Source organism: Qipengyuania benthica (assembly GCF_030717865.1).
In the GTDB taxonomy this organism is placed as follows: Bacteria; Pseudomonadota; Alphaproteobacteria; order Sphingomonadales; family Sphingomonadaceae; genus Qipengyuania; species Qipengyuania benthica.
Map to the genome: position 1 here is coordinate 54,898 of NZ_JAVAIL010000004.1, position 23,635 is coordinate 78,532.

21 protein-coding genes are annotated in these 23,635 nt (G+C 61.7%); 8 read left to right on the forward strand and 13 right to left on the reverse strand.

Going from position 1 to position 23,635, the window contains the following annotated elements; genetic code table 11:
- Positions 1 to 25 precede the first annotated feature (25 nt).
- The 7 genes from Q9K01_RS12300 to Q9K01_RS12330 all read right to left on the reverse strand — a co-directional run bounded on the left by Q9K01_RS12300 (position 26) and on the right by Q9K01_RS12330 (position 4,517).
- Entirely contained in the window at positions 26 to 454 is a 429-nt protein-coding gene (locus Q9K01_RS12300) for a potassium channel family protein (protein ID WP_305930514.1), read from the reverse strand.
- Positions 439 to 1,194 (reverse strand): glutaredoxin family protein, encoded by a 756-nt coding sequence (locus Q9K01_RS12305; RefSeq protein ID WP_305930515.1) that lies wholly within the window; start codon positions 1,192 to 1,194, stop codon positions 439 to 441. Before Q9K01_RS12305 ends, Q9K01_RS12300 begins: the two co-directional genes overlap by 16 nt.
- On the reverse strand, positions 1,191 to 2,507 hold the full coding sequence (locus Q9K01_RS12310) for an APC family permease (RefSeq protein WP_233997512.1): 1,317 nt from the start codon (positions 2,505 to 2,507) through the stop codon (positions 1,191 to 1,193). Before Q9K01_RS12310 ends, Q9K01_RS12305 begins: the two co-directional genes overlap by 4 nt.
- A 169-nt stretch (positions 2,508 to 2,676) precedes the next feature.
- Positions 2,677 to 2,952, reverse strand: coding sequence for a DUF5676 family membrane protein (locus Q9K01_RS12315; RefSeq protein WP_063612655.1), 276 nt, complete (start codon positions 2,950 to 2,952; stop codon positions 2,677 to 2,679).
- A gap of 51 nt (positions 2,953 to 3,003) precedes the next feature.
- On the reverse strand, positions 3,004 to 3,480 hold the full coding sequence (locus Q9K01_RS12320; RefSeq protein ID WP_063612656.1) for a DUF411 domain-containing protein: 477 nt from the start codon (positions 3,478 to 3,480) through the stop codon (positions 3,004 to 3,006).
- Positions 3,481 to 3,491: 11 nt separating this feature from the next.
- Positions 3,492 to 3,884 carry a RodZ family helix-turn-helix domain-containing protein gene (locus Q9K01_RS12325; protein ID WP_063612657.1) on the reverse strand — a complete coding sequence of 131 codons (393 nt, stop codon included), beginning with the start codon at positions 3,882 to 3,884 and terminating at the stop codon, positions 3,492 to 3,494.
- Positions 3,885 to 3,893: 9 nt separating this feature from the next.
- Entirely contained in the window at positions 3,894 to 4,517 is a 624-nt protein-coding gene (locus Q9K01_RS12330; protein WP_422785317.1) for a DUF2231 domain-containing protein, read from the reverse strand.
- A 188-nt stretch (positions 4,518 to 4,705) separates the two neighbouring features.
- On the opposite strand from Q9K01_RS12330, the gene Q9K01_RS12335 reads away from it, so the two are divergent.
- From Q9K01_RS12335 to Q9K01_RS12370, 8 genes are all read left to right on the forward strand, one after another.
- Positions 4,706 to 4,981, forward strand: coding sequence for a hypothetical protein (locus Q9K01_RS12335; protein ID WP_063612659.1), 276 nt, complete (start codon positions 4,706 to 4,708; stop codon positions 4,979 to 4,981).
- A complete protein-coding gene (locus tag Q9K01_RS12340) occupies positions 4,981 to 5,421 on the forward strand; it encodes a periplasmic heavy metal sensor (protein WP_063612660.1) in 441 nt (146 codons plus the stop codon). Before Q9K01_RS12335 ends, Q9K01_RS12340 begins: the two co-directional genes overlap by 1 nt.
- 7 nt (positions 5,422 to 5,428) lie before the next feature.
- Entirely contained in the window at positions 5,429 to 5,989 is a 561-nt protein-coding gene (locus Q9K01_RS12345) for an RNA polymerase sigma factor (RefSeq protein WP_063612661.1), read from the forward strand.
- Positions 5,990 to 6,047: 58 nt separating this feature from the next.
- Positions 6,048 to 7,910 carry a copper resistance system multicopper oxidase gene (locus tag Q9K01_RS12350; RefSeq protein ID WP_305930517.1) on the forward strand — a complete coding sequence of 621 codons (1,863 nt, stop codon included), beginning with the start codon at positions 6,048 to 6,050 and terminating at the stop codon, positions 7,908 to 7,910.
- A complete protein-coding gene (locus Q9K01_RS12355; RefSeq protein WP_305930518.1) occupies positions 7,907 to 9,070 on the forward strand; it encodes a copper resistance protein B in 1,164 nt (387 codons plus the stop codon). The genes Q9K01_RS12350 and Q9K01_RS12355 overlap by 4 nt, the downstream gene beginning before the upstream one ends.
- Positions 9,071 to 9,087: 17 nt before the next feature.
- Positions 9,088 to 9,648 (forward strand): YybH family protein, encoded by a 561-nt coding sequence (locus tag Q9K01_RS12360; protein WP_305930519.1) that lies wholly within the window; start codon positions 9,088 to 9,090, stop codon positions 9,646 to 9,648.
- A 6-nt stretch (positions 9,649 to 9,654) separates the two neighbouring features.
- Positions 9,655 to 10,392 carry a PepSY domain-containing protein gene (locus Q9K01_RS12365; RefSeq protein WP_305930520.1) on the forward strand — a complete coding sequence of 246 codons (738 nt, stop codon included), beginning with the start codon at positions 9,655 to 9,657 and terminating at the stop codon, positions 10,390 to 10,392.
- Positions 10,393 to 10,498: 106 nt separating this feature from the next.
- The gene (locus tag Q9K01_RS12370; protein ID WP_305930521.1) at positions 10,499 to 12,964 is read left to right on the forward strand and encodes a membrane-bound PQQ-dependent dehydrogenase, glucose/quinate/shikimate family; all 2,466 of its coding nucleotides are present in this window, start codon (positions 10,499 to 10,501) and stop codon (positions 12,962 to 12,964) included.
- Positions 12,965 to 13,093: 129 nt separating this feature from the next.
- Here Q9K01_RS12370 and Q9K01_RS12375 read toward each other — a convergent pair whose 3' ends face one another.
- From Q9K01_RS12375 to Q9K01_RS12400, 6 genes are read right to left on the reverse strand one after another with little or no spacing between them, the layout of a single operon-like run.
- Complete coding sequence (locus Q9K01_RS12375) at positions 13,094 to 15,457, reverse strand: heavy metal translocating P-type ATPase (protein ID WP_305930522.1); 2,364 nt, start codon at positions 15,455 to 15,457, stop codon at positions 13,094 to 13,096.
- A gap of 12 nt (positions 15,458 to 15,469) precedes the next feature.
- Complete coding sequence (locus Q9K01_RS12380) at positions 15,470 to 17,065, reverse strand: multicopper oxidase family protein (protein ID WP_305930523.1); 1,596 nt, start codon at positions 17,063 to 17,065, stop codon at positions 15,470 to 15,472.
- Positions 17,066 to 17,068: 3 nt separating this feature from the next.
- Positions 17,069 to 17,467 (reverse strand): copper-binding protein, encoded by a 399-nt coding sequence (locus Q9K01_RS12385; RefSeq protein ID WP_305930524.1) that lies wholly within the window; start codon positions 17,465 to 17,467, stop codon positions 17,069 to 17,071.
- The gene (locus Q9K01_RS12390) at positions 17,446 to 20,613 is read right to left on the reverse strand and encodes an efflux RND transporter permease subunit (RefSeq protein ID WP_305930525.1); all 3,168 of its coding nucleotides are present in this window, start codon (positions 20,611 to 20,613) and stop codon (positions 17,446 to 17,448) included. Before Q9K01_RS12390 ends, Q9K01_RS12385 begins: the two co-directional genes overlap by 22 nt.
- Entirely contained in the window at positions 20,610 to 22,130 is a 1,521-nt protein-coding gene (locus Q9K01_RS12395) for an efflux RND transporter periplasmic adaptor subunit (protein ID WP_305930526.1), read from the reverse strand. The genes Q9K01_RS12390 and Q9K01_RS12395 overlap by 4 nt, the downstream gene beginning before the upstream one ends.
- Positions 22,127 to 23,362, reverse strand: a complete 1,236-nt coding sequence (locus Q9K01_RS12400; protein ID WP_305930527.1) for a TolC family protein — start codon at positions 23,360 to 23,362, stop codon at positions 22,127 to 22,129. Before Q9K01_RS12400 ends, Q9K01_RS12395 begins: the two co-directional genes overlap by 4 nt.
- Positions 23,363 to 23,635 lie beyond the last annotated feature (273 nt).

The following is a 23,635-nucleotide window of genomic DNA, read 5'->3' on the forward strand; positions in this document are numbered from 1 at the left end:
ATCGTGTTGCGTGCCTTTCGCCATATCAATTCTCCTGTTTGCTCATGGTCTGGTAGAGATACTGGGCGGTACAGCTGATCATCAGGAACCCGGTCAGTGCGGCTATTCCGGAAATAGCGCGCATGTGACCGGCGGGCAGAATATCGCCCAGTCCGACAGTCGATATCGTAATCAGCGCGAAGTAATAATAGTCCATCCAGCTATCGATGACGTCCTGCTCCAGCGCTCCAAGTCCCCAAACACTGGCGAGATACATACCGCCTGCAAAGATACCGGCGATCACCAGATGGCTGACGAGGACAAGGGTGGAACCGGCAAGCAAGCGCAGATGGCGGGGGTTCTTCCCGGGCGGCGATATCGCCTTCGCACTGCGTAGCATCCACATGTGGAAGTAGAGGGAAATCGCGAACAGGGCGATGCCGAGGAATATCGCCGCAATCATAGCGAGATCCACCCGAGCGCCTTTGCTCCCATCCAGAGGCCCATACCGATCATGAACAGGTTCTCGGTCAGCGACACGAACCCCAGCGGCACGTTGGAACTGCCGCCCACGCAGGCGCATTTGAGCTCACGCTTCTGGATGTAGACCGCGTAGAACACGCTGACGGCACCAATCGTGCCTATGAACAGTGAGACCGGTACCGAGATGATCGGCAGCGCATGCGCGGTCATCAGGATACCAGCCAGCGCCTCGCCGAACGGATATATGAAACCGTAGCGCACCCAGCGCTGCGCCAGCAGATCGTAATTGAGGAACATGGTCGAGAAGCTGCGGACGTCCTGCAGCTTCTGCACCGCGAGCAAGCACATTGACAGACTGACAAACCATTCGGCAGCTTGCACGGTGAGCAGCTCGCCAAGCGCGTACCAGCTGATGGCGAGGCCAAGCAGCGCCGCGATCGCGAAGATGGCGATGACGGGTTGATAGCTGATCGTGTCGTCGCCGGTCTGCGTTCTCTTCTTGCCGAAATGGGCGCGGACATCGTCGTATCCGCCGATCCGCTTGCCATCGATAAAGGTCTGCGGTGTCGTCTCGACGCCATGCTCTTGCTTGAACGCGTCGGTTTCTTCGCGCGAGGAGAGGTGATTGTCCTCGACCGCAAAACCCTGCCGTTCGAGCAGGTCGACCGTTTTCAGGCCGTATGGACAGATGTGCTTGTCCATCACCATCCGGTATACTTTTGCCTGCTTCATTGTTTTTCTGCCTCGTTTTGATGGTCTTGGCTGCTTCCATTGACGCCGGCGTCCGCATGCGCGTTCCCATCCTCCGCACGTCTCCGGCGCAGGAACAGGGCTTCGAGACCAAATACCGCAGCTATGAGGACCGCCCCGATCACCACGATGGCGGGGTCGGAATCGAGCTTCACCCCCGCAAAGGCGACAAGAATTACGCCGTCGGCAGCGATTGCCGCAAGCAGGACCGAACCCTTGGCCCCGATCTCCTTGCGCAGATGGCGGTACACGCCCCAATGGACCAGCATGTCCATGACGAGATAGAAGAACGCCCCGAGCGAAGCGATCCGCGACAGGTCGAACAGCACCGCGAGCGTGCCCGCGATCACCACCGTATAGACCAGCAAGTGACCGCGGATCGGACCCTTCATGCCGAAGTGACTGTGCGGGATCATCTTCATCTCGGTCAGCATGGTGAGCATCCGCGAGACTGCAAATACGCTGGCGATCACGCCCGAAGTGGTCGCCGCAATCGCAATGACGATGGTAAACCAGAACCCGAGCTCTCCAAGCGCCGGCCGGGCGGCGGCAGCGAGCGAATAATCGCGCGCCTCGACGATCTGGCCGATCGTCAGACTGGACCCGACCGCGAACGCGACGAGCAGGTAGGTGACGACGCAGATCGCGATCGAGATCATGATCGTGCGGCCTACATTGCGATGCGGATCGACGATCTCTCCGCCGCTATTGGTGATCGTGGTAAAGCCCTTGAACGCCAGGATCGAGAACGCGACCGACGCCAGGAACGCGCCGCCGCTCGTCATAGACGCAGGCTCGGCAAACGCGCCGGAGAAAAATCCGCTCGCGGCGATTGCGGCCACGGCGAACAGAGCGATCCCGCCGATCTTGATCGCCGACATGACAAGCGAGAAGCCGCTCACCGATCGATTGCCCGCCTTGTTCACGATATAGGCGAATACGATCAACCCAAGAGCCAGGGCTGACAGCAGGAGACTGTTCTCCTCAAGCCCGAACGGTCGCAGGGCGTAGGTAGCAAAGGTTCGCGCAACGAGGCTTTCGTTGATAACCATCGAAAGCGCCATGAGCAGCGAAGCCGAGGCCGCAACGACGCCAGGACCATAGGCTTTCTGCAGTATCATCGCGATGCCGCCCGACGACGGCCAGGCATTGGACATCTTGATGTAGCTATAGGCGGCCAGTGATGTGACGAGCGCACCCAGAACGAACGATAGCGGGAACAGCGGGCCGGCAAGTTCCGCGATCTGACCGGTGAGGGCGAAAATGCCGGCGCCGATCATCACGCCGGTACCCATAGCCACACCCCCGGCGAGACTTATTGTCCCCTCACCAGCGGCGTCGGGCGCGCTTTCCATCGCGGCATGTGTGCCATGCTTCGTCGCAGTCATAAGGCTCGAACTCCCCCGTCCGGAATGCCGGGAGCGCGTCGATCACGACAGGTCTTGTGGAGTGTGAGGTGCAATGTCATCCGCGCTTTTCTCGACCGAACACGGCGTAAAGCGGCACCACGACGACGGCAATATACCAGCCATAAAGGAAGCTGCCGAGGGCTCCGGCAAGGAAGCCGCGCCAGGTCAGCCATTCGAAGCCGGGCAAAAGAGGCGCCCAAGCTTCGTGCATGTGAAACCGCTCAGGGAAAAGGAGGCCGAAACCCACACAAAGCAGATAGCTGAGAAGCAGAAAACTGCTGAGCGTCCAGCCCCATCGCAAGATGTCCGGGCGGATCGATCGATCGGTCATATCGGCTTTCCTTTCAATCGGATCGTTTTCACTCCAGCCCGCTCCAGCGGGTCATGGATAGCTTGCAAATACGCGCTCGCCCGCAGGGCCGAAGGCAATGACCTGGTAGGGCTGCACCCTCCCGCCAACTTCCATGCCGGGGGAGCCCAGGGGCATTCCCGCAACGGCGAGGCCAGTCACGCCGTCGGGTCGTTCTTCGAGAAGGCGCGCGATCTCGCGTGCAGGAACATGTCCCTCAATCACATAGCCATCGACTTCCATCGTATGGCAGGAAATCAAGTCGTCAGGCACGCCTGCATCAGCCTTAACCTCGGCCATGGGACGGTCTTCGCGAACCGTGACCTCGTGATCCAGACCGGTGCGAACATGCTTCGCCCATTCCCCGCAGCATCCGCATTGCGGATCGCGGAACATTACATAGGGGCTTGCCTGTGCGGCGCTCGTGCAGGCTGCAAGGAGGATCACGCCGAAAGTAGCGAGTGCCGCGCGCGCGCGGCGTATGCCCAAGCCAGTAACTATGAATTTCATGCTCAAATCTCCTACATTCCTTCCATGTCGTGATCGGACATGGTCTCCATGTTGTGCCCTGCATGCGGGTCGACCGGTTCCGGAACATCCGAGGTCGTTGGAGCGGGTGCCGGCGTCAAACCAGTTGTCGGCGTGCGCGGTGGTGGCGCTTCGGCCGGACCAGCCGGCTTGCGCTCGGTCGCGGGTACGCTGGCGACGGGCGCGGTTTCTACGCCGGTCTCGGTCGAATTTACGGAAGCGGCCTCAACTGGCGACGGCGCGCTCGCCGGTGCTGTCTCGATGGCAGCCGTATTTCCGTCATCCGCCATAGGCTCGGGTTGTTGATCGCACGCCGCCAAGCCCGCCAGCGCGGTCCCGAGGAAAAGCGTTCCAATCATCTTCTTCGTCTTGAAATGCTGCATCATGTTTATCCTTCAGATCCAGGAGAGGCCAAGGTGATCGGGGCCGTGCGCAAGCTCTCCGCCGAGAAAACCCTGAAGCAGAATGAGCGCGGCCATCGCGAAAAGTCCGGTGCGCAGAAGGACTCTGTCTTTACGCGGCCTGTAAGCAAGGGCGGCAAGAGCGAGACCGAGCGCGGCGATCAGCATTCCGTTCCAGCGGTGGAGATGCATGACCGTATCGCCGCCAAACCAGAGGCCGGTATGAATCCAGCCGAACAGGGCTGCGACGACGGCACCGCCCGCACCGCCATAGATCAGCACGCGGACAGCGGGTTCGGCTGCAGCGCCTCTCCCGGCCATGACGAACAATTCGGCCAAGGCTGCCAGCAGGAACAGTGCAATCGGGAAATGGATCGTCGCGGGATGCAGCTTCTTGAGGACAGTGACAAAGTCACCCTCACTGGCGCTCTCGTGTCCGCCGGATGCGTCATCATGGCCGTCGGAGCCGTGGCCGGCTTCGGCAGACTGACCCGAGGCGCTTTGCATCCCGCTCATGCCAGTCGCTTCCTGACTTGGCTCGGAAGAGGCGGCAGCGTTCGTAGCGGGATCATGCGCTTCGTCGCCGTGCGCATAAACAGGACCGAGCGGCAGGATCACCGCGCAAACAAGTATCAAAAAATGGACTGCTTTCATGGTGGCGCGTGCCCTTTCACCGCAGATTAACGAGAGCTATGCTGCCTGTTACGCATCCCGAGCCGCCTCCCCTCATTAAATATCTTTGCGGGGAGCGGACGCGCCGCGCGTATGGGAAGAACGAACAGCAGTTGAAGGATCGACCCGCACCGATGGAACAGGACCTGGACCCTATTCTGAGCGCTCTTGCCCACGATGTTGCGCCCGGCGTGCTCGGCGGCTTCATGGAAGGCGTCTGGGAACGTGTCGGCGATATGAGTGCGCGGCGGGACGGGGCCATGCGCAGCATGCTGTTTGCCGGCCTGTTCGCAGTTGGACTCGGCGCGGGTGCCCTCACGGTTCAGGCTCCTGTCTATGCTCAGGAACCCGCCTACCCGCTATTTAGCGACGCCCGCCTTTCTCCCGCCGCGCTGCTACACGTCGATTGATGAAAAGTCCCAAACTGTATATCGCGCTTGCCGTCCTACTCGCTGCTCTTGCGGGATTTCTGGGCGCGGTCGCAGCAGAGCGATGGTTCGCGCCAACCCAGCCGGGCAGTCTCCACGAATTCGTTCACGAACAGCTCGACCTCACCGCCCAACAGGAAGATCGGCTCGACCGTCTCGAGGAGCGCTACGCAATCGAGAACGCCCAGCGCGAACTGGCGGTTCGGCGTGCTAACGCCAATCTGGCCGCCGCGATGGACAAGGAGCATGAATACGGCCCCGAGGTCAGTCTAGCCATCGACGAGGTCCACCAGAGCATGGGCGAATTGCAGAAGGCGACGGTCCGGCATGTTTTCGCGATGCGCCGCATTCTCGACCAAGAGCAGCAACGCGAATTCGATCAGCAGGTTGCCCGGTCACTGACCGGTTCGCCTTCGGAATGATCGCGGAGTGCAGGGGCAGCCGGATAGTCAGGAGCAGGCGCTTGTTGCAAAAGTTGCCGCCGGTGACCGCCGCGCATTCACGGAACTTGTAGAACCGCTCATACCCCGCCTGCTTGCAACCTCATTGCGAATGGTTGGCTCACATGATGAAGCCGAAGACGTTGTGCAGAATGCCCTTGCTTCGGCGTGGATCGCCCGCAAGCGCCTCGATCCGGCGCGGCCCGTTCTCCCGTTCCTCACGACGATCACACTCAACAAATGCCGCGACAAACTCCGCAGGCGGAAGGCAGCGCAGTTCCTGGGGTTCGGAAAGGCTTCCATGCCGGAACTTGCCTCCGATCCTGCGCCCTCGCCGGAATCCGAGACAGTCGATCGGCAGCTTCTGCAAAAGACCCATGCCGAAATTCAACGGCTTCCCGTGCGGCTGCGCGAGGCGCTGATTCTCGTTGCCATCGATGGGCGAAGCCAGAACGAGGTTGCCGATATAATGGGTGTTTCGGAGAAGGCGGTGGAATCGCTGGTCTACCGTGCCCGAAAGGCTCTGAAGGAAAAAATTTCGCGCGCGTGAGGGGAAGCGCCTCCAGCCGCGTAGGATAGGGCAAACCTCCTTCGAACAGGACTTTCTCATGCAAGCAATCAATCGACGCAAATTCCTGGGCTCGAGTATCGTCGCCGGCGGCCTGTTTGGTGCCACCGCCGCGATGCCCGCCTGGGCGCGCGGCGGCAACATGAATGGCGCGACGATCCGCCAGGGTTTCGATGAAGTATCCGGCCGCAATATCGATCTAACCATCGCGCGCGGCCCGCGAATTGTTCAGGGCCGTAGCGGTATGGGAGTGGCGGTGAACGGTAGCGTTCCCGGTCCGCTGGTGCGGCTGAAAGAAGGCGATCCTGTCAATCTCAATGTGACAAATGCGCTGGACGAAGACAGTTCGATCCACTGGCACGGACTGCTTGTGCCGTTTCAGTTCGATGGCGTGCCCGGTGTGAGCTTTCCCGGTATCGGGCCGCGGCAGACATTCACCTACGAAATGCCCGCCATACGGCAGGCTGGCACCTATTGGTGGCATAGCCATTCCGGCCTGCAGGAACAGGCCGGGCATTACGGGCCCATCATCGTCGATCCTACCGGACCCGATCCGGTGCAGGCCGACTACGATTACGTGATGCTGCTCAGCGAATTTACGCCGATGCATCCCCACACAATCATGTCGAAGCTGAAGAAGGGCGAGGGGTACTTCAATTACCAGCAACGCACGTTGACCGATGATTATCCGCTGACCGGAGAAGAGCGCCGGATGTGGGCAGAAATGCGCATGATGCCGACAGATATCCTCGACGTCACGGGCTCGACCTACACTTACCTCGCCAATGGACACGGTCCCGAAGAAGGGCTGGAATATCTGTTTTCGCGCGGCAAGCGGGTCCGCATCCGGGTGATCAATGGCAGCGCCATGTCCTTTTACAACGTCCGTATTCCCGGGCTGAAATTCTGGGTCGTAGCGGCCGACGGTCTCAACGTGAGGCCGGTCGAGGTCGAAGAGTTCCAGATCGGCACCGCCGAGACCTACGATATAGTCGTCGAACCGACCGGCGAAGCGCATACCATCGTCGCGGAAAGCATGGATCGCTCGGGCATGGCGGTCGCGACGCTTGCCAGCCGCCCCGGTGCCCGCGCGCCTGTCCCCGCGCTGCGCGATCCGCCGCTCCTGACGATGGCCGATATGGGCATGGCGGGTATGGGTGGCATGGCTGGAATGGAAGGTGACATGTCAGGCATGGATCATAGCGCGATGGGACATGGAACCTCGCCGCCGGACGGTATGGACATGAGCGACAGCGGCGACGGGTCAAGCGAGGGAGCGATGGCCGGAATGGCTGGAATGTCGATGGGCGGCATGGACATGCGCGACACGTCCAGGCTGCCACCCGATGTGAAGGTCAGTCCAGGCATAGACATGGTTGCCATGAACCCGCAGGACCGGATGGGCGATCCTGGTATCGGCCTCGACAAGGTTCCGCATAAGGTGCTGAACTACAAGGATCTGGTCGCGCTCGAACCGAATGACGATCTGCGCACGCCGTCGCGCCAGATGGAAATTCATCTCACCGGGAACATGGAACGCTACATGTGGTCGTTCGACGGCGAGAAGTTCTCGGCCGTCAGCGACGAGCCGATCCGCTTTGCCTATAACGAACGGGTTCGGGTCAAGCTGGTCAACAACACCATGATGGCGCACCCGATCCACCTTCACGGTCATTTCTTCGAGCTCGTCAACGGCGCACCTGCCGATCGCCAGCCGCAAAAACACACGGTGATCGTCCAGCCGGGCGGCTTTGCCCAGTTCGATCTCACCGCCGACGAACCAGGAGACTGGGCGTTCCACTGCCATCTTCTCTATCATATGCATGCCGGCATGTTCCAGATCGTGACGGTCGCGCAGGAAGCAGGCCAGCCCGACGTACAGCGCGTGGGAGAGAGCGGATGAAGTATATGATCGCGCTCATGCTCGCCGGAACGGCGATGCCCGCCTTCGCGCAAGACCACGGCCACTCCATGCCGATGCAGTCTGCCGACCCGCAGGACGCAGAGAAGGCCGCTGAAGAGGAAGGCAGTGGAGAGGATGCTTCGCCTACATCCTCCGCAATGCCCATGGACCATTCGCAAATGAACCATGGTGCGATGGATCACCAATCCATGCAGCCGCAGGTTGAAGCGCCTAGCGAGACGCCGCAATCCACGCGCCCATCGACAATCGACCACTCACAAATGAACCAGCAATCGATGGATCATTCGCAGATGAATAATGGGTCCATGGACCAATCTGGTATTGCCGGTGACCGAATGGATGGCATGCAGATGGATCACTCTGCGATGGGTCACGACGCCATGGTGATGGAGATCCCTTCCGGACCATCTCCTGCTTCCGCGGGTTCAGGTCCTGCACGGACCGCAGATGCCATCTGGGGCGTGGAGGCGATGCGCGAGAGCCGAGACCAATTGCGCCAGGAACAAGGCGGCCAGAAGTATTTCTGGTTCCAGGGTGACCGCGTCGAATTCCGCGCGCGCGAAGGATCCGACGGCTATCTGTTCGACCTTCAGGGGTATTACGGTGGCGATCTCGACAAATTCTGGTTCAAATCGGAAGGTGAAGGCAGTTTCGGCGAGAAGATCGAAAGCGCCGAAGTCCAGGCGCTCTACAGTCGCGCCATCGCGCCGTTTTTCGATTTCCAGGCCGGTATCCGGCAGGATTTCGCGCCATTGGACCGCACCTATGCGGTGGTCGGCATCCAGGGTCTCGCACCCTATCTGTTCGAAGTGGATGCCGCCGCATTCCTGTCGGACAAAGGCGACCTGACGGCGCGCATTGAGGCCGAGCTCGACCAGCGAATTACCCAGCGCCTGGTCCTTCAACCCCGTGTGGAAGCGTCCTTTTCGGCGCAGGACGTGCCTGAATTGGGCATCGGTGCGGGCTTGGATACAGTCGAAGCCGGCCTTCGCCTGCGTTATCATTTCGCGCGTGAGTTCGCGCCCTATATCGGGATCGATCAGGAATGGAGGATCGGTCAGAGCGCCGACTACGCACGCGCCGAGGGAGAAGATTCCAGCGTGACGAATTATGTCGTCGGCATACGGTTCTGGTTCTGATTAACAAGGAAAGTTCGATGCACACTATAATCATTCGGGGCGTGGCCGCTGCGGCGCTTGCTTTATCTGCGGCACCGGCGTTGGCCCAGGACATGGACCATTCCGCGCATGGGGAGCATTCGCAATCGATGCAGATGGACCATTCGGCGCAGGGCATGAACCATGCGGATCATATGGCGGCCATGAACGACGACGTCGCGGGGGCGGAGGCTGCTCTGACAGCGTATCGTAACGCGCTGACGGCGCGCGATGCTGAGGCCATGACAGCCCTGTTTGCGGAAGAATCCTTCGTTTACGAGAACGGAAAGGATGAAGGCAGCTTCACGAACTACATGGAGCATCACCTCGGACCTGAGCTGGATGCGATCACCCGTTTTACCTTCCGTGAACCGACCCTTGCGGTCACCCGGGTGGGACACATGGCTTACGGCCGGGAAACCTATACCTACCGGATTGAACTGGCGGATGGACGCGTGATCGATCGCGAAGGTGTGGCGACATCGGTGCTCACGCACGACGCCAATGGCTGGAAGATCGTGCAATACCATTCATCGTCGCGTCCTCCCCGCAACCAATAAGACCTCATGGCGTCGGTTCCAGCTCTACGAAAGCCGTCACGCAAGCTGCGGCTGCACATATTCGGCAGCAAGCTGCACAAGTGGCTCGCGCTGTTTGTCGGCGTGCAGGTGCTGTTGTGGATGGGAACCGGCGCTATCATGTCCTTTCTCAAGATCGAGCAGGTACGGTCCGAGCACGTCATATCGCGCGAGGCCGAAACACTCGATCCTGAGTTTCCGGCGCCGCGATGGTTGGTGGATCGACAGGGCATCGTTGCCGTGACGACCAAATCCGTAGCTGGTCGTCCCCTCGTTCAAGTCGAGCGTAGCGATGGCTCGATGACGCTTCATGAGACCGAGACCGGAACGAGGGTATCTCCCCTGCCACTCGCCGATGCCCAGGCCGTCGCTTCGCGGGCCTGGACCGGTCCCGAGACCTCGATCACCGGTGCTAAGCTGATCGAGCGCCCGATAGGAACAGAGTTCCGAGGTCCGTTTCCGGCGTGGCAAATCACCTTCTCCGATCCAGACGCGACGAGGCTCTACATCGATGCGTCGAGCGGTGCGATTCTCGCCGCTCGAAGCGATACCTGGCGCTTCTTCGACTTCGTCTGGGGCTTGCACATCATGGACTGGACCCAGCGCGACCGGATCAACAGCTGGTGGCTGCTGCTTTTCGGAATCGGTGGAACGGTCATCGCGTTGTCGGGCTTTGTACTGCTGGCGAACCGGTTCCCGAAACTGCGCCGCAGAAAGGTCCGGTGATCTATCCAAGGTATCCAATAATCGCGCTAATGATAGAAAGGCGCAATGTCATCCCTGCCCAGAAGTATCGGGAAAGTTTGCCAAGATCAAAACAGCGAGGCCCGTCATGAACAGTTCCGAACAAACCGCACCTCATCGAAAGGTTTCGATTCTACCGCGGATAGTCGCGATTCTGATCGGACTCATCGGTGCAACACTGTTTGCCGGTGGCATCTGGCTCGCAATCCTTGGCGGCTCGCTTTACTATGGGCTGACCGGCGCGGCGCTGCTTGCTTCCGCCTATTTCATCTTTCGCGGGAAAGCCTTGGGCGCGTGGATTTACGTCGGCATCTATATGGTGACCGTGCCCTGGGCATTATGGGAGAGCGGCAATGATCCGTGGGCGCTCGTGCCGCGGCTTGTTGGTCCGACCGTTCTCCTCGCTCTGGTCGCTTTGGTTTCACCCCGCCTTTATCGGCCGACAAGATGGCCAGTTGCACTTGCAGGGGCTGGGGGAGCGGTGGTGTTCCTTGCGGTTGCACTCTGGGTTGCATCGGCATCGGGCCCCGATCCGGTGAGGGGGGAACTCCCGATAGCCCAGGCCGGGATAGAGTTCGAGGATGTGGGCGTTGACTGGCCAGCCTGGGGAGGAACCCATTCAGGTCAGCGTTATTCGCAGTTGGATCAGATCACACCGGCCAATGTCGGCGGCCTGAAGCGCGCATGGATAGCACATACCGGCGATCTGCCCCTAGGTGCGGGTGAAGGCAAATACGCCCCAGAAACGACCCCGCTGAAGATCGGCGACCGTTTGTATCTGTGCTCGGCGATGAATATTCTCATCGCGCTCGACGCGCAAACCGGCGCGGAAATCTGGCGCCACGATCCACAAGTCTCCACCGCCGCCATTCCCTATTCGGCCTCCTGCCGCGGCGTGACCGCCTACACCCGCCCACTGGACAGCGGCACACAGCTTTCCGGAGGCGCCCAAGGCTCTCCTTCCCAGAATGGAGGCGCGCCGCTCGTACCTTCGAGAGCTGCAGCGAATTGCGCGATGCGCATTATTGAAGGGACGCTCGATGGCCGTCTCATCGCCGTCGATGCCGAAACCGGCCGCCCCTGCGCCGACTTTGGCGTCAACGGCGAGGTCGATATCAAAGAGGGCATGGGCCAGACATATCCAGGCATGGTGGCGATCACGGCTCCTCCGGTGATCGTGCGCGGCAACATCGTGACGGGCCATCAGGTTCTCGACGGGCAGCGCAACAGCGCACCGTCGGGCGTAATCCAGGCGTTTGACGCCGTTACCGGGGAGCGCGCCTGGGCATGGGATATGGGGCGTCCGGGAGAATTTGGCGAACCTGCTCCAGGCGAGCAATTCACGCGCGGGACGCCCAATATGTGGACGACGGCTTCGGCGGACGAGGAATTCGGTCTCGTCTACCTTCCCATGGGCAACAGCGCGGTCGATTACTGGAGTTCGGATCGCAGTCCACAGGAAAACGAATTCTCGACGGCGCTCGTGGCATTGGACGGCGAGACGGGCGAGCCACGCTGGCGTTTCCAGACCGTATACAAGGACGTCTGGGACTACGACCTCGGGAGCCAGGCAACGCTTGTCGATCTGCCGGGCGGAACGCCGGCGATTATTCTCCCGTCGAAGCAGGGCGAGATCTACATTCTCGACCGACGTACCGGTCGACCGCTGCACACCGTGATCGAGCGCGCCGTGCCGCAAGGTGGTGTGGAGCCCGCCGAGCGCACCGCCACGCAGCCCTATTCGGGCTTTGCGACGCTGCGCAGACCCTCTCTCGAAGAACGCGACATGTGGGGCATGACGCCAATCGACCAGATGATCTGCCGCATCCAGTATCGGCAGTCGGCCTATGATGGCTACTATACGCCTCCCACGTCAGATCGCCGGTGGATCCAGTATCCCGGTTACAATGGTGGATCCGACTGGGGATCGGTGGCGATCGATCCGCGCCGCGGAGTGATCTACGCCAACTATAACGACATGCCCAACCACAACCGCCTCGTCCCTCGCGCAGTGGCGGACGAAAAGGGATGGGAGCCGCGCGGCCCGCAGGGCAATCAAGGTGGCGGTGGTTCTGAAGGTGAAGGCTCGCCCCAGACCGGTACGCCGTTCGCCATCGACGTCAACGCGGGCTGGCGGCTCGGGCTGACCGGCCTTCTGTGTAAAGAGCCGCCTTATGGCGGCATTCGTGCGATCGACATGAGTAGCGGCGAGACGCTATGGGACCGGCCCTTCGGTTCGGCACGCGCAAACGGTCCCTGGGGTCTTGCTCTTGGCATTCCGTTCACGATCGGTACGCCCAACAATGGCGGCGGTGTCGTGACGGCAGGAGGACTGCTGTTCATTGCCGCGACGACCGACAATCTGATCCGCGCGATCGACGTAGAAACCGGTGAAACCGTCTGGACCGACGTCCTGCCGGGCGGCGGCCAAGCCAACGTGATGACCTACTCCCAGGACGGCCGCCAGTATGTCGTGGTTATGGCAGGCGGGCATCATTTCATGAAGACACCTGTCAGCGACGCAATAGTAGCCTACGCGCTGCCCTGGAACTAGCTAAGGAGAAATCACTGGGCAGAGGGATTGCCTGCCAGCGTTCCTAGGCAGAACCGGCATTGATCGCTTCAAGCTTCGTGTCCGTCATCACAAATAAGGCCATTTGCCGCTTCGTGACACCCCGGTTTTCTAGCGATTATTTCGATCCTGCACTTGCATTTCGAAAACCGGAAGCTTCACCCCCCGCAATCGCAAAGCATTGGCAATAACCGAAACCGATGACAGGCTCATCGCCGCTGCCGCAATCATCGGGTTGAGCAGCAGTCCAAACGCCGGGAACAGCACCCCTGCGGCAACCGGTATCCCGAGCGTGTTATAGGCAAAGGCGAAGAACAGGTTCTGGCGGATGTTGCGCATGGTCGCGCGCGACAGGATGATTGCCTGCACTACCCCGGTCAGATCACCACGCACCAATGTTACACCGGCGCTTTCGATCGCTACATCCGTGCCCGTTCCCATGGCAATGCCGACATCGGCGGCTGCCAGAGCCGGCGCATCGTTTATACCATCGCCCGCCATGGCGACGCGGCGTCCTTCACTCTTCAGCCTTTCAATCTCGCGGTGCTTGTCCTCGGGCGAGACATTGGCGTGCACCTCGTCGATGCCCATTTCCCGCGCGACCGCTTCAGCCGTTGCTCGGCTATCGCCGGTCAGCATGACCACGCGGATATCGCGAGCGTGCAAAGCGGCGATGGCTGCCGCGCTGGTCGGCTTGATCGGATCGGCCACCGCGATCATCCCCGCAGGGTGCCCATCGAATGCGACAAACATCACTGTTTGTCCTTGCGAGCGACCGCTTTCCGCAGAGCCCAGCCAGACATCGTCATCGATCCCCACCCGCCGCATCATCTTTTCATTGCCGATGGCGATGCGACGATTCTGTACATTCGCCTCGACGCCTTCCCCCGTGGTCGAAGCCAGGTCTGTGGCTTCGGCAGGCGAAACACCGCGGGCCCGCGCGCCTTCTACTATGGCGTGCGCGAGCGGGTGTTCGCTGCCCATCTCGACGCCCGCGACCGCGGCAAGGAATTCGGTTTCGTTGATACCCTCGACCGGGTCGACCGCAACCAGGTCAGGCTTACCCATCGTCAACGTGCCGGTCTTGTCGACCACCAACGTATCGATCTTCTCCAATGTCTCCAGTGCTTCGGCATTGCGGATCAGGATGCCATGCTGCGCGCCCTTGCCTGTGCCGGTCATCACCGACATCGGCGTGGCAAGCCCCAGCGCGCAGGGACAGGCGATAATCAGAACAGCAATCGCATTGACCAACGCATAGGCAAGCGCTGGCGCGGGACCCCAGATGGCCCACACCGCAAAGGTGACGATCGCAACAACCACGACCGCAGGAACGAACCAGCCCGCGACCTGGTCCGCGAGCCGCTGGATCGGCGCGCGGCTGCGCTGCGCCTCGGCAACCATCTGGACAATCTTGGACAGCATGGTGTCCTTACCCACGTTCGTGGCCTGCATGATGAACCCGCCGGTCTGGTTGACCGTCCCGCCGATCACCGTGTCGCCGGCAACCTTCTTCACCGGAAGCGGTTCTCCGCTGACCATCGACTCGTCGATGGTGCTCGATCCTTCCTCGATCTCTCCATCCACCGGCACTTTGTCTCCGGGGCGAACGCGCAGCCGATCACCGGACACCAGTTCGTCGAGCGGCACCTCCCGCTCATCGCCGCTCCCGAAGATTTTCACGGCAGAGGGCGGCGCAAGTTCGAGCAGAGCGCGCAGAGCGCTCGAGGTTGAACCGCGCGCTTTCAATTCGAGAACCTGTCCCAGCAAGACAAGCGTCGTGATGACTGCTGCCGCCTCGTAATACACGCCCACGCGTCCTGAATGATCGCGAAAGGCGAGCGGAAAAATATCCGGAAGGGCGGTTGCCACCAGGCTGAAGAGATAGGCTATGCCGACCCCGACGCCGATCAGCGTGAACATGTTGAGGTTGCGCGTCTTGAGCGATTGCCACGCGCGGACGAAGAACGGCCAGCCGCCCCATAGCACCACCGGTGTGGCAAGGAGAAATTGCGCCCATTGCGCACTGGCAGGCTCGATCAGCCGGTCGAAGCTGAGTCCCGGGACCATGTCGCTCATCGCATAGACAAAAAGCGGCAACGTCAGGAGAGCGCTCCACCAAAAACGGCGCCGCATATCGATCAGTTCGGGATCAGGGCCTTCGTCGAGGCTGACCGTTTCCGGTTCGAGCGCCATCCCGCAAATCGGACAGGAGCCTGGGCCGGGCTGACGGATTTCGGGATGCATAGGGCAGGTATAGATCGTCCCTTCGGGAACATCCTCGACCGCATCGAGATGCGCACCCGACAGATAGAGCCCGGGATCGCCGAGAAACTTGTCGTGGCAGCGCGAAGAACAGAAGTAATGCTCGGCACCGTCATGCATCGCGATGTGTTCTGCACCGTCGATCGCAACACTCATTCCGCAGACCGGATCGATGGCGGTGCCTTCGATTACACTCTCATCCTGGCTCATGCTCATTCCTTCCTAGCTGTTCACCACGAGGAACTGCCCCATCATGCCGGCATCCTCATGCTCGAGGATATGACAGTGATACATGTAAGGCAGATCCGGGTCGGTATGCTCCTCGAAGCGCAGCAGCACGCGCAGCTGCTCGCGCGGATTGACGACGACAGTATCCTTGAACCCCGTTTCCAGCGGCGGCGGCCTACGTCCATCGCGGTCGATCACCCGGAATTGGGCATTATGGATATGAAATGGGTGCGCCATCATCGAGGCATTGGCGATTTCCCAGATTTCCCACTGCCCGACCGGCACGCGCTCATTGACGATATCCATGTCCATCGCCGCGCCATTGATCGTCATCCCGCGACCCATCATGCCCATGTCGAGGACGAAGCGGCGCGTACGCACCGCCAGCGAGAGATCGGGCGCATTCAACGAAGAAAGACGCGGCGGCAGTCTCCTCGCGCGCGCGCCTCGGCCGGGCCTGATATCGAGAATGCGAAGGACTTCTCCAGTCTCACCGCCATCGCGAGGGCGGTTCATCATGCCGCCGCCCATCATGCCGCGACCCTGCCCGCCCATCATTCCCATCGCATTGTCCGGGCTTGTGGCGACAAGCGACAGGGGGCGCCCTTCGGTAAGATCGACAATTACCTGAGCACGTTCGCCTGGCGCAAGTTTGAGCGACCGGACCGTGTGCGGGCGGTCAAGCAACCCGCCATCGCTCGCGATCAGCTGCATCGCCTGCCCCTCGGCAAGCGAGAATTCGTAGAAGCGCGCGTTGGAACCGTTGAGAATGCGTAGCCGCAACTGGCCGGTTTGCGCATCAAACACGGCGTTCTGCGTGCCGTTCACGAATATTCGTTCCCCGAGCACGCCCATCATCCGTGTATGCATATTCAGCGGATAAATGAGCTTGCCGGACCCATCGAGTGCCCTGTCCTGGACGATCAGCGGAATATCATCGGCGCCGTAATCGCTCGGCAGATCGAGCGCGGCTTCCTCGTCGTCCCGAACATAGATCGGCGCGGCAAGTCCCGCATAGACCTGCGGCCCGGCGCGGCGATGCAGGTGCGAATGATACCAGTATAGCGAGGCGCGCTGGCGCACTTCGAAGGACGGGCTCCAGCGGGTGCCGGGACGAATGAGCTGATGCGGCCCGCCATCGGCAGCAGCGGGAAGCTCGAACCCGTGCCAATGGACGGTCGCACCCTCGGCAAGTGCGTTGTCGATGTGAAAACGTACCCGCTCACCGCGGCGCATCTCCAGTGTCGGCCCCAGATAATCGGCATCCACGCCGATCGTTGCCGAGGCTACTCCGGGGACAAATTCCTTCTGCCCGGTCGTCAAAGACAAACGGAAAACCCGCTCTCCGCCTTCGACCGCGCCACGATTCAAAGGCGGGATGGCAAGAGGCTGGGGATCGTCAGACGAGCGCAGTGGCCCAAAGCTGCTTCGTGCTTCGCAGCCGACCAGAGGTAGGGCCGCAATGCCGACACCGGCAAAGCCCATATCCCTCAACAAATCTCGACGTCCGATCCTTATCGCCCGGTCCTTCCTGCCTTCGACCATCCTTCTCGGAGTGGCGGCGTCAGCAACAGCCGGCGCCGCCACCACGAATTATTGCTTGGCAATCGAAGTGATTGCGTTGCCCTCCGAACCAGTACGAAATTCAAACGCGATCCCCTCACCAACGGCAACCTGGCTGCGAAGATCTTCGTCGGCGTCGAACGCCATGGTCATGGCGGGCCAGTCGATTTCGGGAACCGGACCGTGCTCAATCGTGATCGTTCCGGCGTCGGAATCGATGGCGGTGACGGTTCCTTCCGCGCTGGCGTTTTGCATCATGCCTTCTGTATCCATCATGGGCATGTCGCCTTCATTCATAGGCATCTGTCCATCGGACATCTGCCCGTCTGCCATCGGCATATCATCCATTCCAGTGGTGCTCTGCTCGGCATCGCAAGCAGCCATCGCCAGCGGCGCGGCCATAAGTATCAAGAGGGTTGTGGAACGCATTCTTCTTCTCCTTCGAGGGGTTTGGACCGCTTGGTCCGGGGACGCCGCATCATCAGATAGGCGGCGGGAAGTACGAACATTGAAAGTAGTGGGGCGGTGATCATCCCGCCGATCATCGGGGCCGCGATACGGCTCATCACCTCGGATCCGGCACCGGTGCCGATCAGGATCGGAAACAGTCCGGCAAGAATGACCGCTACGGTCATCGCCTTGGGCCGCACGCGCAGCAGCGCTCCTTCGCGGATCGCCGCCGATACCTCGTCGGAATCGAGATCGCCCTCTCGCCGCTCCAGCGCAGCCTTCAGGTAAATCAGCATGACCACGCCGAACTCTGCCGAAACGCCGGCCAGGGCGATAAAGCCGACAGCCGTCGCGACCGACTGGTTGTAGCCGAGCATGTAAAGCAGCCAAAACCCGCCGGTGAGTGCAAAGGGCAGCGTGCCCATGATCAGCAGCGCCTCATCGAAGCGGCGGAAGATCAGATAGAGTAGCAGGAAAATGATCGCGAGCGTCGCCGGTATAACGATCTTCATACGCTCGGCAGCGCGGGTAAGATACTCGAACTGCCCGGCGTAGGATATACTCACGCCCGCAGGCAGATCGACTTCCGCCGCGATCGCCTCCTGCAGATCACTGACGACCGAAGTGAGATCACGTCCGCGAACATCGATATAGACATAGCTCGTGGGTCGTCCCTGCTCGCTCTTGAGCATGGGCGGCCCGCTACTAACGCTGATCTGCGCTACGCTCCCCAGCGTGATCTGCTGCCCCCCAGGGGTCAGCATCGGCAGCGCCCTGAGCTCGTCCACACTGTCGCGGATTTCACGCGGATAACGCACATTGATCGGATAGCGCGCCAGCCCTTCGACCGTGCGCGCCACATTGGCGCCGCCGATTGCGCCCGATACGATCATTTGAACGTCGTCGATGTTGAGGCCGTATCGGGCCGCGGCCAAGCGATCGATATCAACGTCGACATAGCGCCCGCCCGACAATCGTTCGGCCAAGGCGGAGCTCACGCCCGGCACCTGCTTCCCGACCTGTTCGATAGCTTGCGCCACCCGGTCGATATCGCTGAGATCCTCACCCGAAACCTTGACCCCGATCGGGCTTTTGATCCCGGTCGCGAGCATGTCGATCCGGTTGCGGATCGGCGGAACCCACACATTGGCGAGACCCGGCACCTGCACCACGCGGTCGAGTTCCTCGACCAGCATGTCGGGCGTCATGCCCTCGCGCCATTCCTCGCGCGGTTTGAACTGGATGGTGGTTTCGAACATCGTCAATGGCGCCGGATCGGTCGCCGTGTCGGCACGGCCGGCCTTACCAAAGACAGTGTCGACTTCGGGCACCGATTTGATCAGGCGGTCGGTCCGCTGGAGGAGCGCAGAAGCTTGCCCTGGAGACAGCCCCGGCAGTGCGCTGGGCATGTAGAGCAGGTCACCCTCGTCGAGCGGCGGGAGAAACTCGCCACCAAGCCGGGTAAAGGGAACCAGCGTCGTCGCGAAGACCAGCGCCGCAATGACCAGCGTTGCCTTCGGCCGGCGCATCACCCAGTCCAGACCCGGACGATAGGCGCGGGTCAGGCCCCGGTTCAGGATGTTCTTGTCTTCGGGCGGAATCTTGCCGCGGATCATCCAGCCCATCAACACAGGGACCAGCGTAATCGAAAGGATTGCCGCCCCAGCCATGGCATAGGTCTTGGTGAAGGCGAGCGGCGCAAACAGCCTGCCCTCCTGCGCCTGGAGGGTGAACACGGGAATGAAGGACAAGGTGATGATCAGCAGGCTGTAGAACAGCGCCGGGCCAACCTCCTTCGCGGCATCCCCGATGACCCGCCAGCGTTCGTCGCCCGCCAGCACGCTGTCGGGGTTTTCATGCGTCCAGCGCTCGATATGTTTGTGCGCGTTCTCGATCATGACGATCGCGGCATCGACCATCGCGCCGATCGCGATGGCAATGCCTCCAAGCGACATGATGTTGGCGTTGACCCCTTGAAAGCGCATGACCACGAAAGCGGCGAGCACACCCAGCGGTAATGTAACGATGGCAACCAGCGCCGAACGTACATGCCACAGGAACAAGGCGCATATCAGCCCGACGACTATGAACTCCTCGGCCAGCTTGGTGGTGAGATTTTTGACCGACGCATCGATCAGTTGCGAGCGGTCATACGTGGTAACGATCTCCACGCCGTCGGGCAGGCTTTGCTGAAGCTGTTCGAGCTTCGCCTCGACCGCGGTGATCGCGGATCGCGCGTCGGCCCCCTGCCGCAGGATTACCACCCCGCCGGCGACCTCGCCCTGACCGTTGAGCTCCGCTATTCCGCGCCTCAGTTCGGGGCCGATCTGAATGGTCGCAACGTCGCCCAGGGTCACCGGCACTCCCCCGCTAGCGACTTGCAAGGGGATCGCCCGAAAATCATCGAGGCTGCCGAGATAGCCCGAGGAGCGCACCATATATTCGGCCTCGCCCATCTCGACGATCGAGCCGCCCGCTTCCTGATTGGAAGCCCGGACCGCTTGCACGACGTCGGCATGCGTCACCCCGAACGATGCCATCCGGTAGGGTTGAAGGACAATCTGGTACTGCTTGACCATACCGCCGATGCTGGCGACTTCGGCAATGCCGGGAATGGTTTTGAGCTCGTAGCGCAGGAACCAGTCCTGCAGACTCCGTAGACCCGCTAGATCGTTTCCGCCGGTTCGGTCGACGAGCGCATATTCGTAGATCCAGCCGACACCTGTGGCGTCGGGGCCAAGGCTGCTCTCCACGCCTGCGGGAAGCTGCCCTTGCACCTGGTTGAGATATTCGAGCACGCGCGAACGCGCCCAGTAAAGGTCGGTCCCGTCCTCGAAAATGACATAGACATAGCTGTCACCGAAGAACGAGTATCCGCGCACGGTCTTGGCGCCGGGTACGGAAAGCATCGTCGTCGCCAGCGGATAAGTGACCTGATCCTCGACAAGCTGGGGCGCCTGACCAGGGTAATTTGAGCGGATAACCACCTGGACGTCCGATAGGTCAGGCAGTGCATCCACAGGCGTCGTCCGCACGGCCCAGAACCCCGCGAGCGCGATGGCGATCGAAGCCAATACGATGAACATGCGATTGGCGATCGAGCTTTCGATTATGCGCGCGATCATTGGTCGCCTGCCTTCCGGATGCCGGTGATGCGGGGGCCGTCCGATCCCTGTACGAACTGGAACGAGACGCGGTCGCCGCGCCTGAAGCCGCGCAGCTGCGCGGGTCCCTCGATCCCAAATGTCATGGTCATCGCCGGCCATTCGAGCGCGGCAACCGGCCCGTGTCGCAAGGTGACATTGCGGGCAGTGATGCGCTCTACAGTTCCGCTTGCCCGGTAGGTGCGCGGCTCGTCCGCATCGTCTTGCGCTTCGCCTTCATCTGCGGCCGTCGACACTTCGTCGATGCCGCGAACATCGAGCCCCGCCAGACTGGCTTCGGAATCGAGCAGGAACTGGCCCGATGTGACCACTTCCTCGCCCGGCGCGAGGCCCGCGAGTATCTCGGTCCGACCGCCCGCTCCCCGACCAATCTGCACCTCCGCGGGGCGATAGCCGCCCTCTTCCTGCGCCAGCATCACGATCGTGCGTTCGCCGGTGCGGATGATCGCTTCGGAAGGAATCAACACCGCTTCGCGGCGCGCCGGAGAAAGCGAAACCTGCGCGAACATGCCTGGTCGCAGTCGCAGATCGGGATTGCGCATCTCGGCCCGGACGGTGAGCGTGCGGCTGGCCTCCTGGGCGCTTGGCAGAATGGCAGTAATCCGCCCGGCGAACCGTTCGCCCGGAAAAGCAGTCAAAGTCGCGCTCACCGGCTGGCCAACGCGCACGTCGGCGGCAAGGATTTCGGGGACCGCCGCTTCCAGCCAGATCGGATTGAGCCCCGTGATTTCGGCCAAGGTCTGGCCCGCACTCACGCTCATTCCCGGTCGCACGCCGAGCATTGTCACCGCGCCCGAAGAAGGCGCCGTAATCGTCAATGTGGAACGCGGGCGGCCACTGCGCGCGACCGACGAGATAACGCCGTCGGGCATGCCGAGAAGCCGCAGCCGTTCGCGTGCCGCGCGAGTAAGCGCTTCATCGCCGGTCGCGGCGACCGCCAGATATTCCTGCTGCGCCCCGCCCCATTCCGGAATCAGCAAATCCACGAGGGGAGTACCCTGTCTAATAATGTCGTCGGGCGCATGGCCATAGGTTCGCTGCACGAAGCCGCTGGCGCGCGGCTGCACGATCGACACCTCCCGGGCGTTGTAAGCGAGTGTGCCGGTGACGTTCGTCTCGGGTTCGAGCACGCCGAGCTGCGCTTCGGCCGTCCGAATGCCGAAATTCTGCACCAGCGCCGGATCGATGCTGACGCCGCCGGCGTTCGCTCCGTCCCCACCGGCGCATTTTGCAACCAGCTGCATGTCCATGAAAGGCGATTTCCCGGGTTCGTCGAAATGCTGGTCGGGCACCATCGGATCGTACCAGTAGAGCACCTCCTCGCAGCCTGCCTCCGCTGCAGCTCCGCCGGAATCACCGGGGGAGCCTGCGCCAACCTGGGCAAGGCCATAGCCAGCGCCGAGGCTTACGAGCACTATCCCGGCCGCGAGCGTGTAGGACCTCTGGCGCGGGGTCAGTCTTTGCCAGGCGGCTTTCATTGCATATGCTCCTGGTAGGTAAGTCGCAGTTTGGCGGCGGCTTCGACCGTCGCCTCTTCGCGTACGAGAATTTCCAGTTCGAGCAGGGCCAGCGCGGTCTTGGCCTCGATCACGTCGATCAGTTCGGCACGGCCAGCGGCAAAGCTTGCGATTTCGAGTTGCGCCCTGTCGCGGGCCAGGGGCAACAGCTCCTCGCGCGCGCGCTGCCACTGCCGTGCCGCGCTGCGCCAGGACGCGAGGTCGGCCTCGAACTGGGCTTCGAGTTCGCGCAGTGCGTCCGCTCGCTCGGCGAGCGCCGCTGCCGCCTGCGCTTCGGCTGCGGCGATGCGCGGCTCCTGCCGACGACCGGCGAAGATCGGCAAGGTTACCGAACCCATGACCGAGACGACATTCCCGAAATCGGGATTTCGCCGGCCGAAGATCACATTGACGCCGAAGTCGGGCCTCTTTTCCGCCCGGGCAAGATCGATCGCAGCACGGGCCCGTTGCTCGGCGGTGTTCGCCAGAAGGATCCCGGGGTTGCTCTCCAGAGCCGTGCGCAGCTCAATCGGATCGACATCGGTGTGCGGCACCGGACCTTGCGCCACCGGCTCTTCCCCGGCGATATACCGCGTCAGCCGCGCCTGGGCCGCTTCCCGATCGGCTTCGATGCGCGTCCGGGCATCGTCTATCTCGAGCAGTGCCCGGCGGATCTCGAGGCTTTCCGCAGGGCGCGCCGAACCCGATGCGACTGCGCTGCGAGCAACCGGCACCAGCTTGCGCAATTCAGCCTGGGCCTCGATAGCCAGCGCCAGTTGCTGCTGCGCATAAGCCAGTGATATCCACGCGCGGCCAGCGGCGACTTCGACATCCCGGCCAACAACGCGAAGGCGCGCTTCGGCCAGGTGGATATCCGATACCGCAAGCCCAGCCCTCGCGCGTCGCTTGGCTAGATTGGGAATCTCTTGCTCGACACCCACTTGGACTTGGGTTGGAAGCTGCCGGTCGAGATCGAAGGCCGCCGGGCCGGTGACCGGCAGATTGACGATGCCCGTGCGTAGCCGCGGATCGGGTAATTCGTCCGCGGCCTCCGCCGTGCTCCGCAGAGCTTCTACCTCGAGTTCACGCGCCTGCAGGACGGGCTGTTCGACGCGAGCCGCGCGCAAGGCCTCTTCATAGCCCACCGGCTGTGCTTGCGCCGCCTGGGCAAAAACTATGAGTGCCGCTGACGCGCAGCCACTTCGCCAATCCATGGTATAACCTCGCAGGTAATCTGATGCCAAGCCGAAGATGCCGCCGCGCCTCGCAAAAGGCGACGCGGGCGCATCGTAACCTCACCTACGGCTGCTGTGCGCCGTTTGCGGGAAACTAGACGATGCGGTCAGCTTGTGGAGGCGGTGATTCCGGCGGGAGAGGTCTGCTGTGGAGCCCCGCCGAACTGCCCGCGAGGAAGGGGGCACGCGGGAATAGCGAGACAGCGAGCTTCACGGGTGCAGCATCGGGGACCGCCATCGGCGCAACGCAGC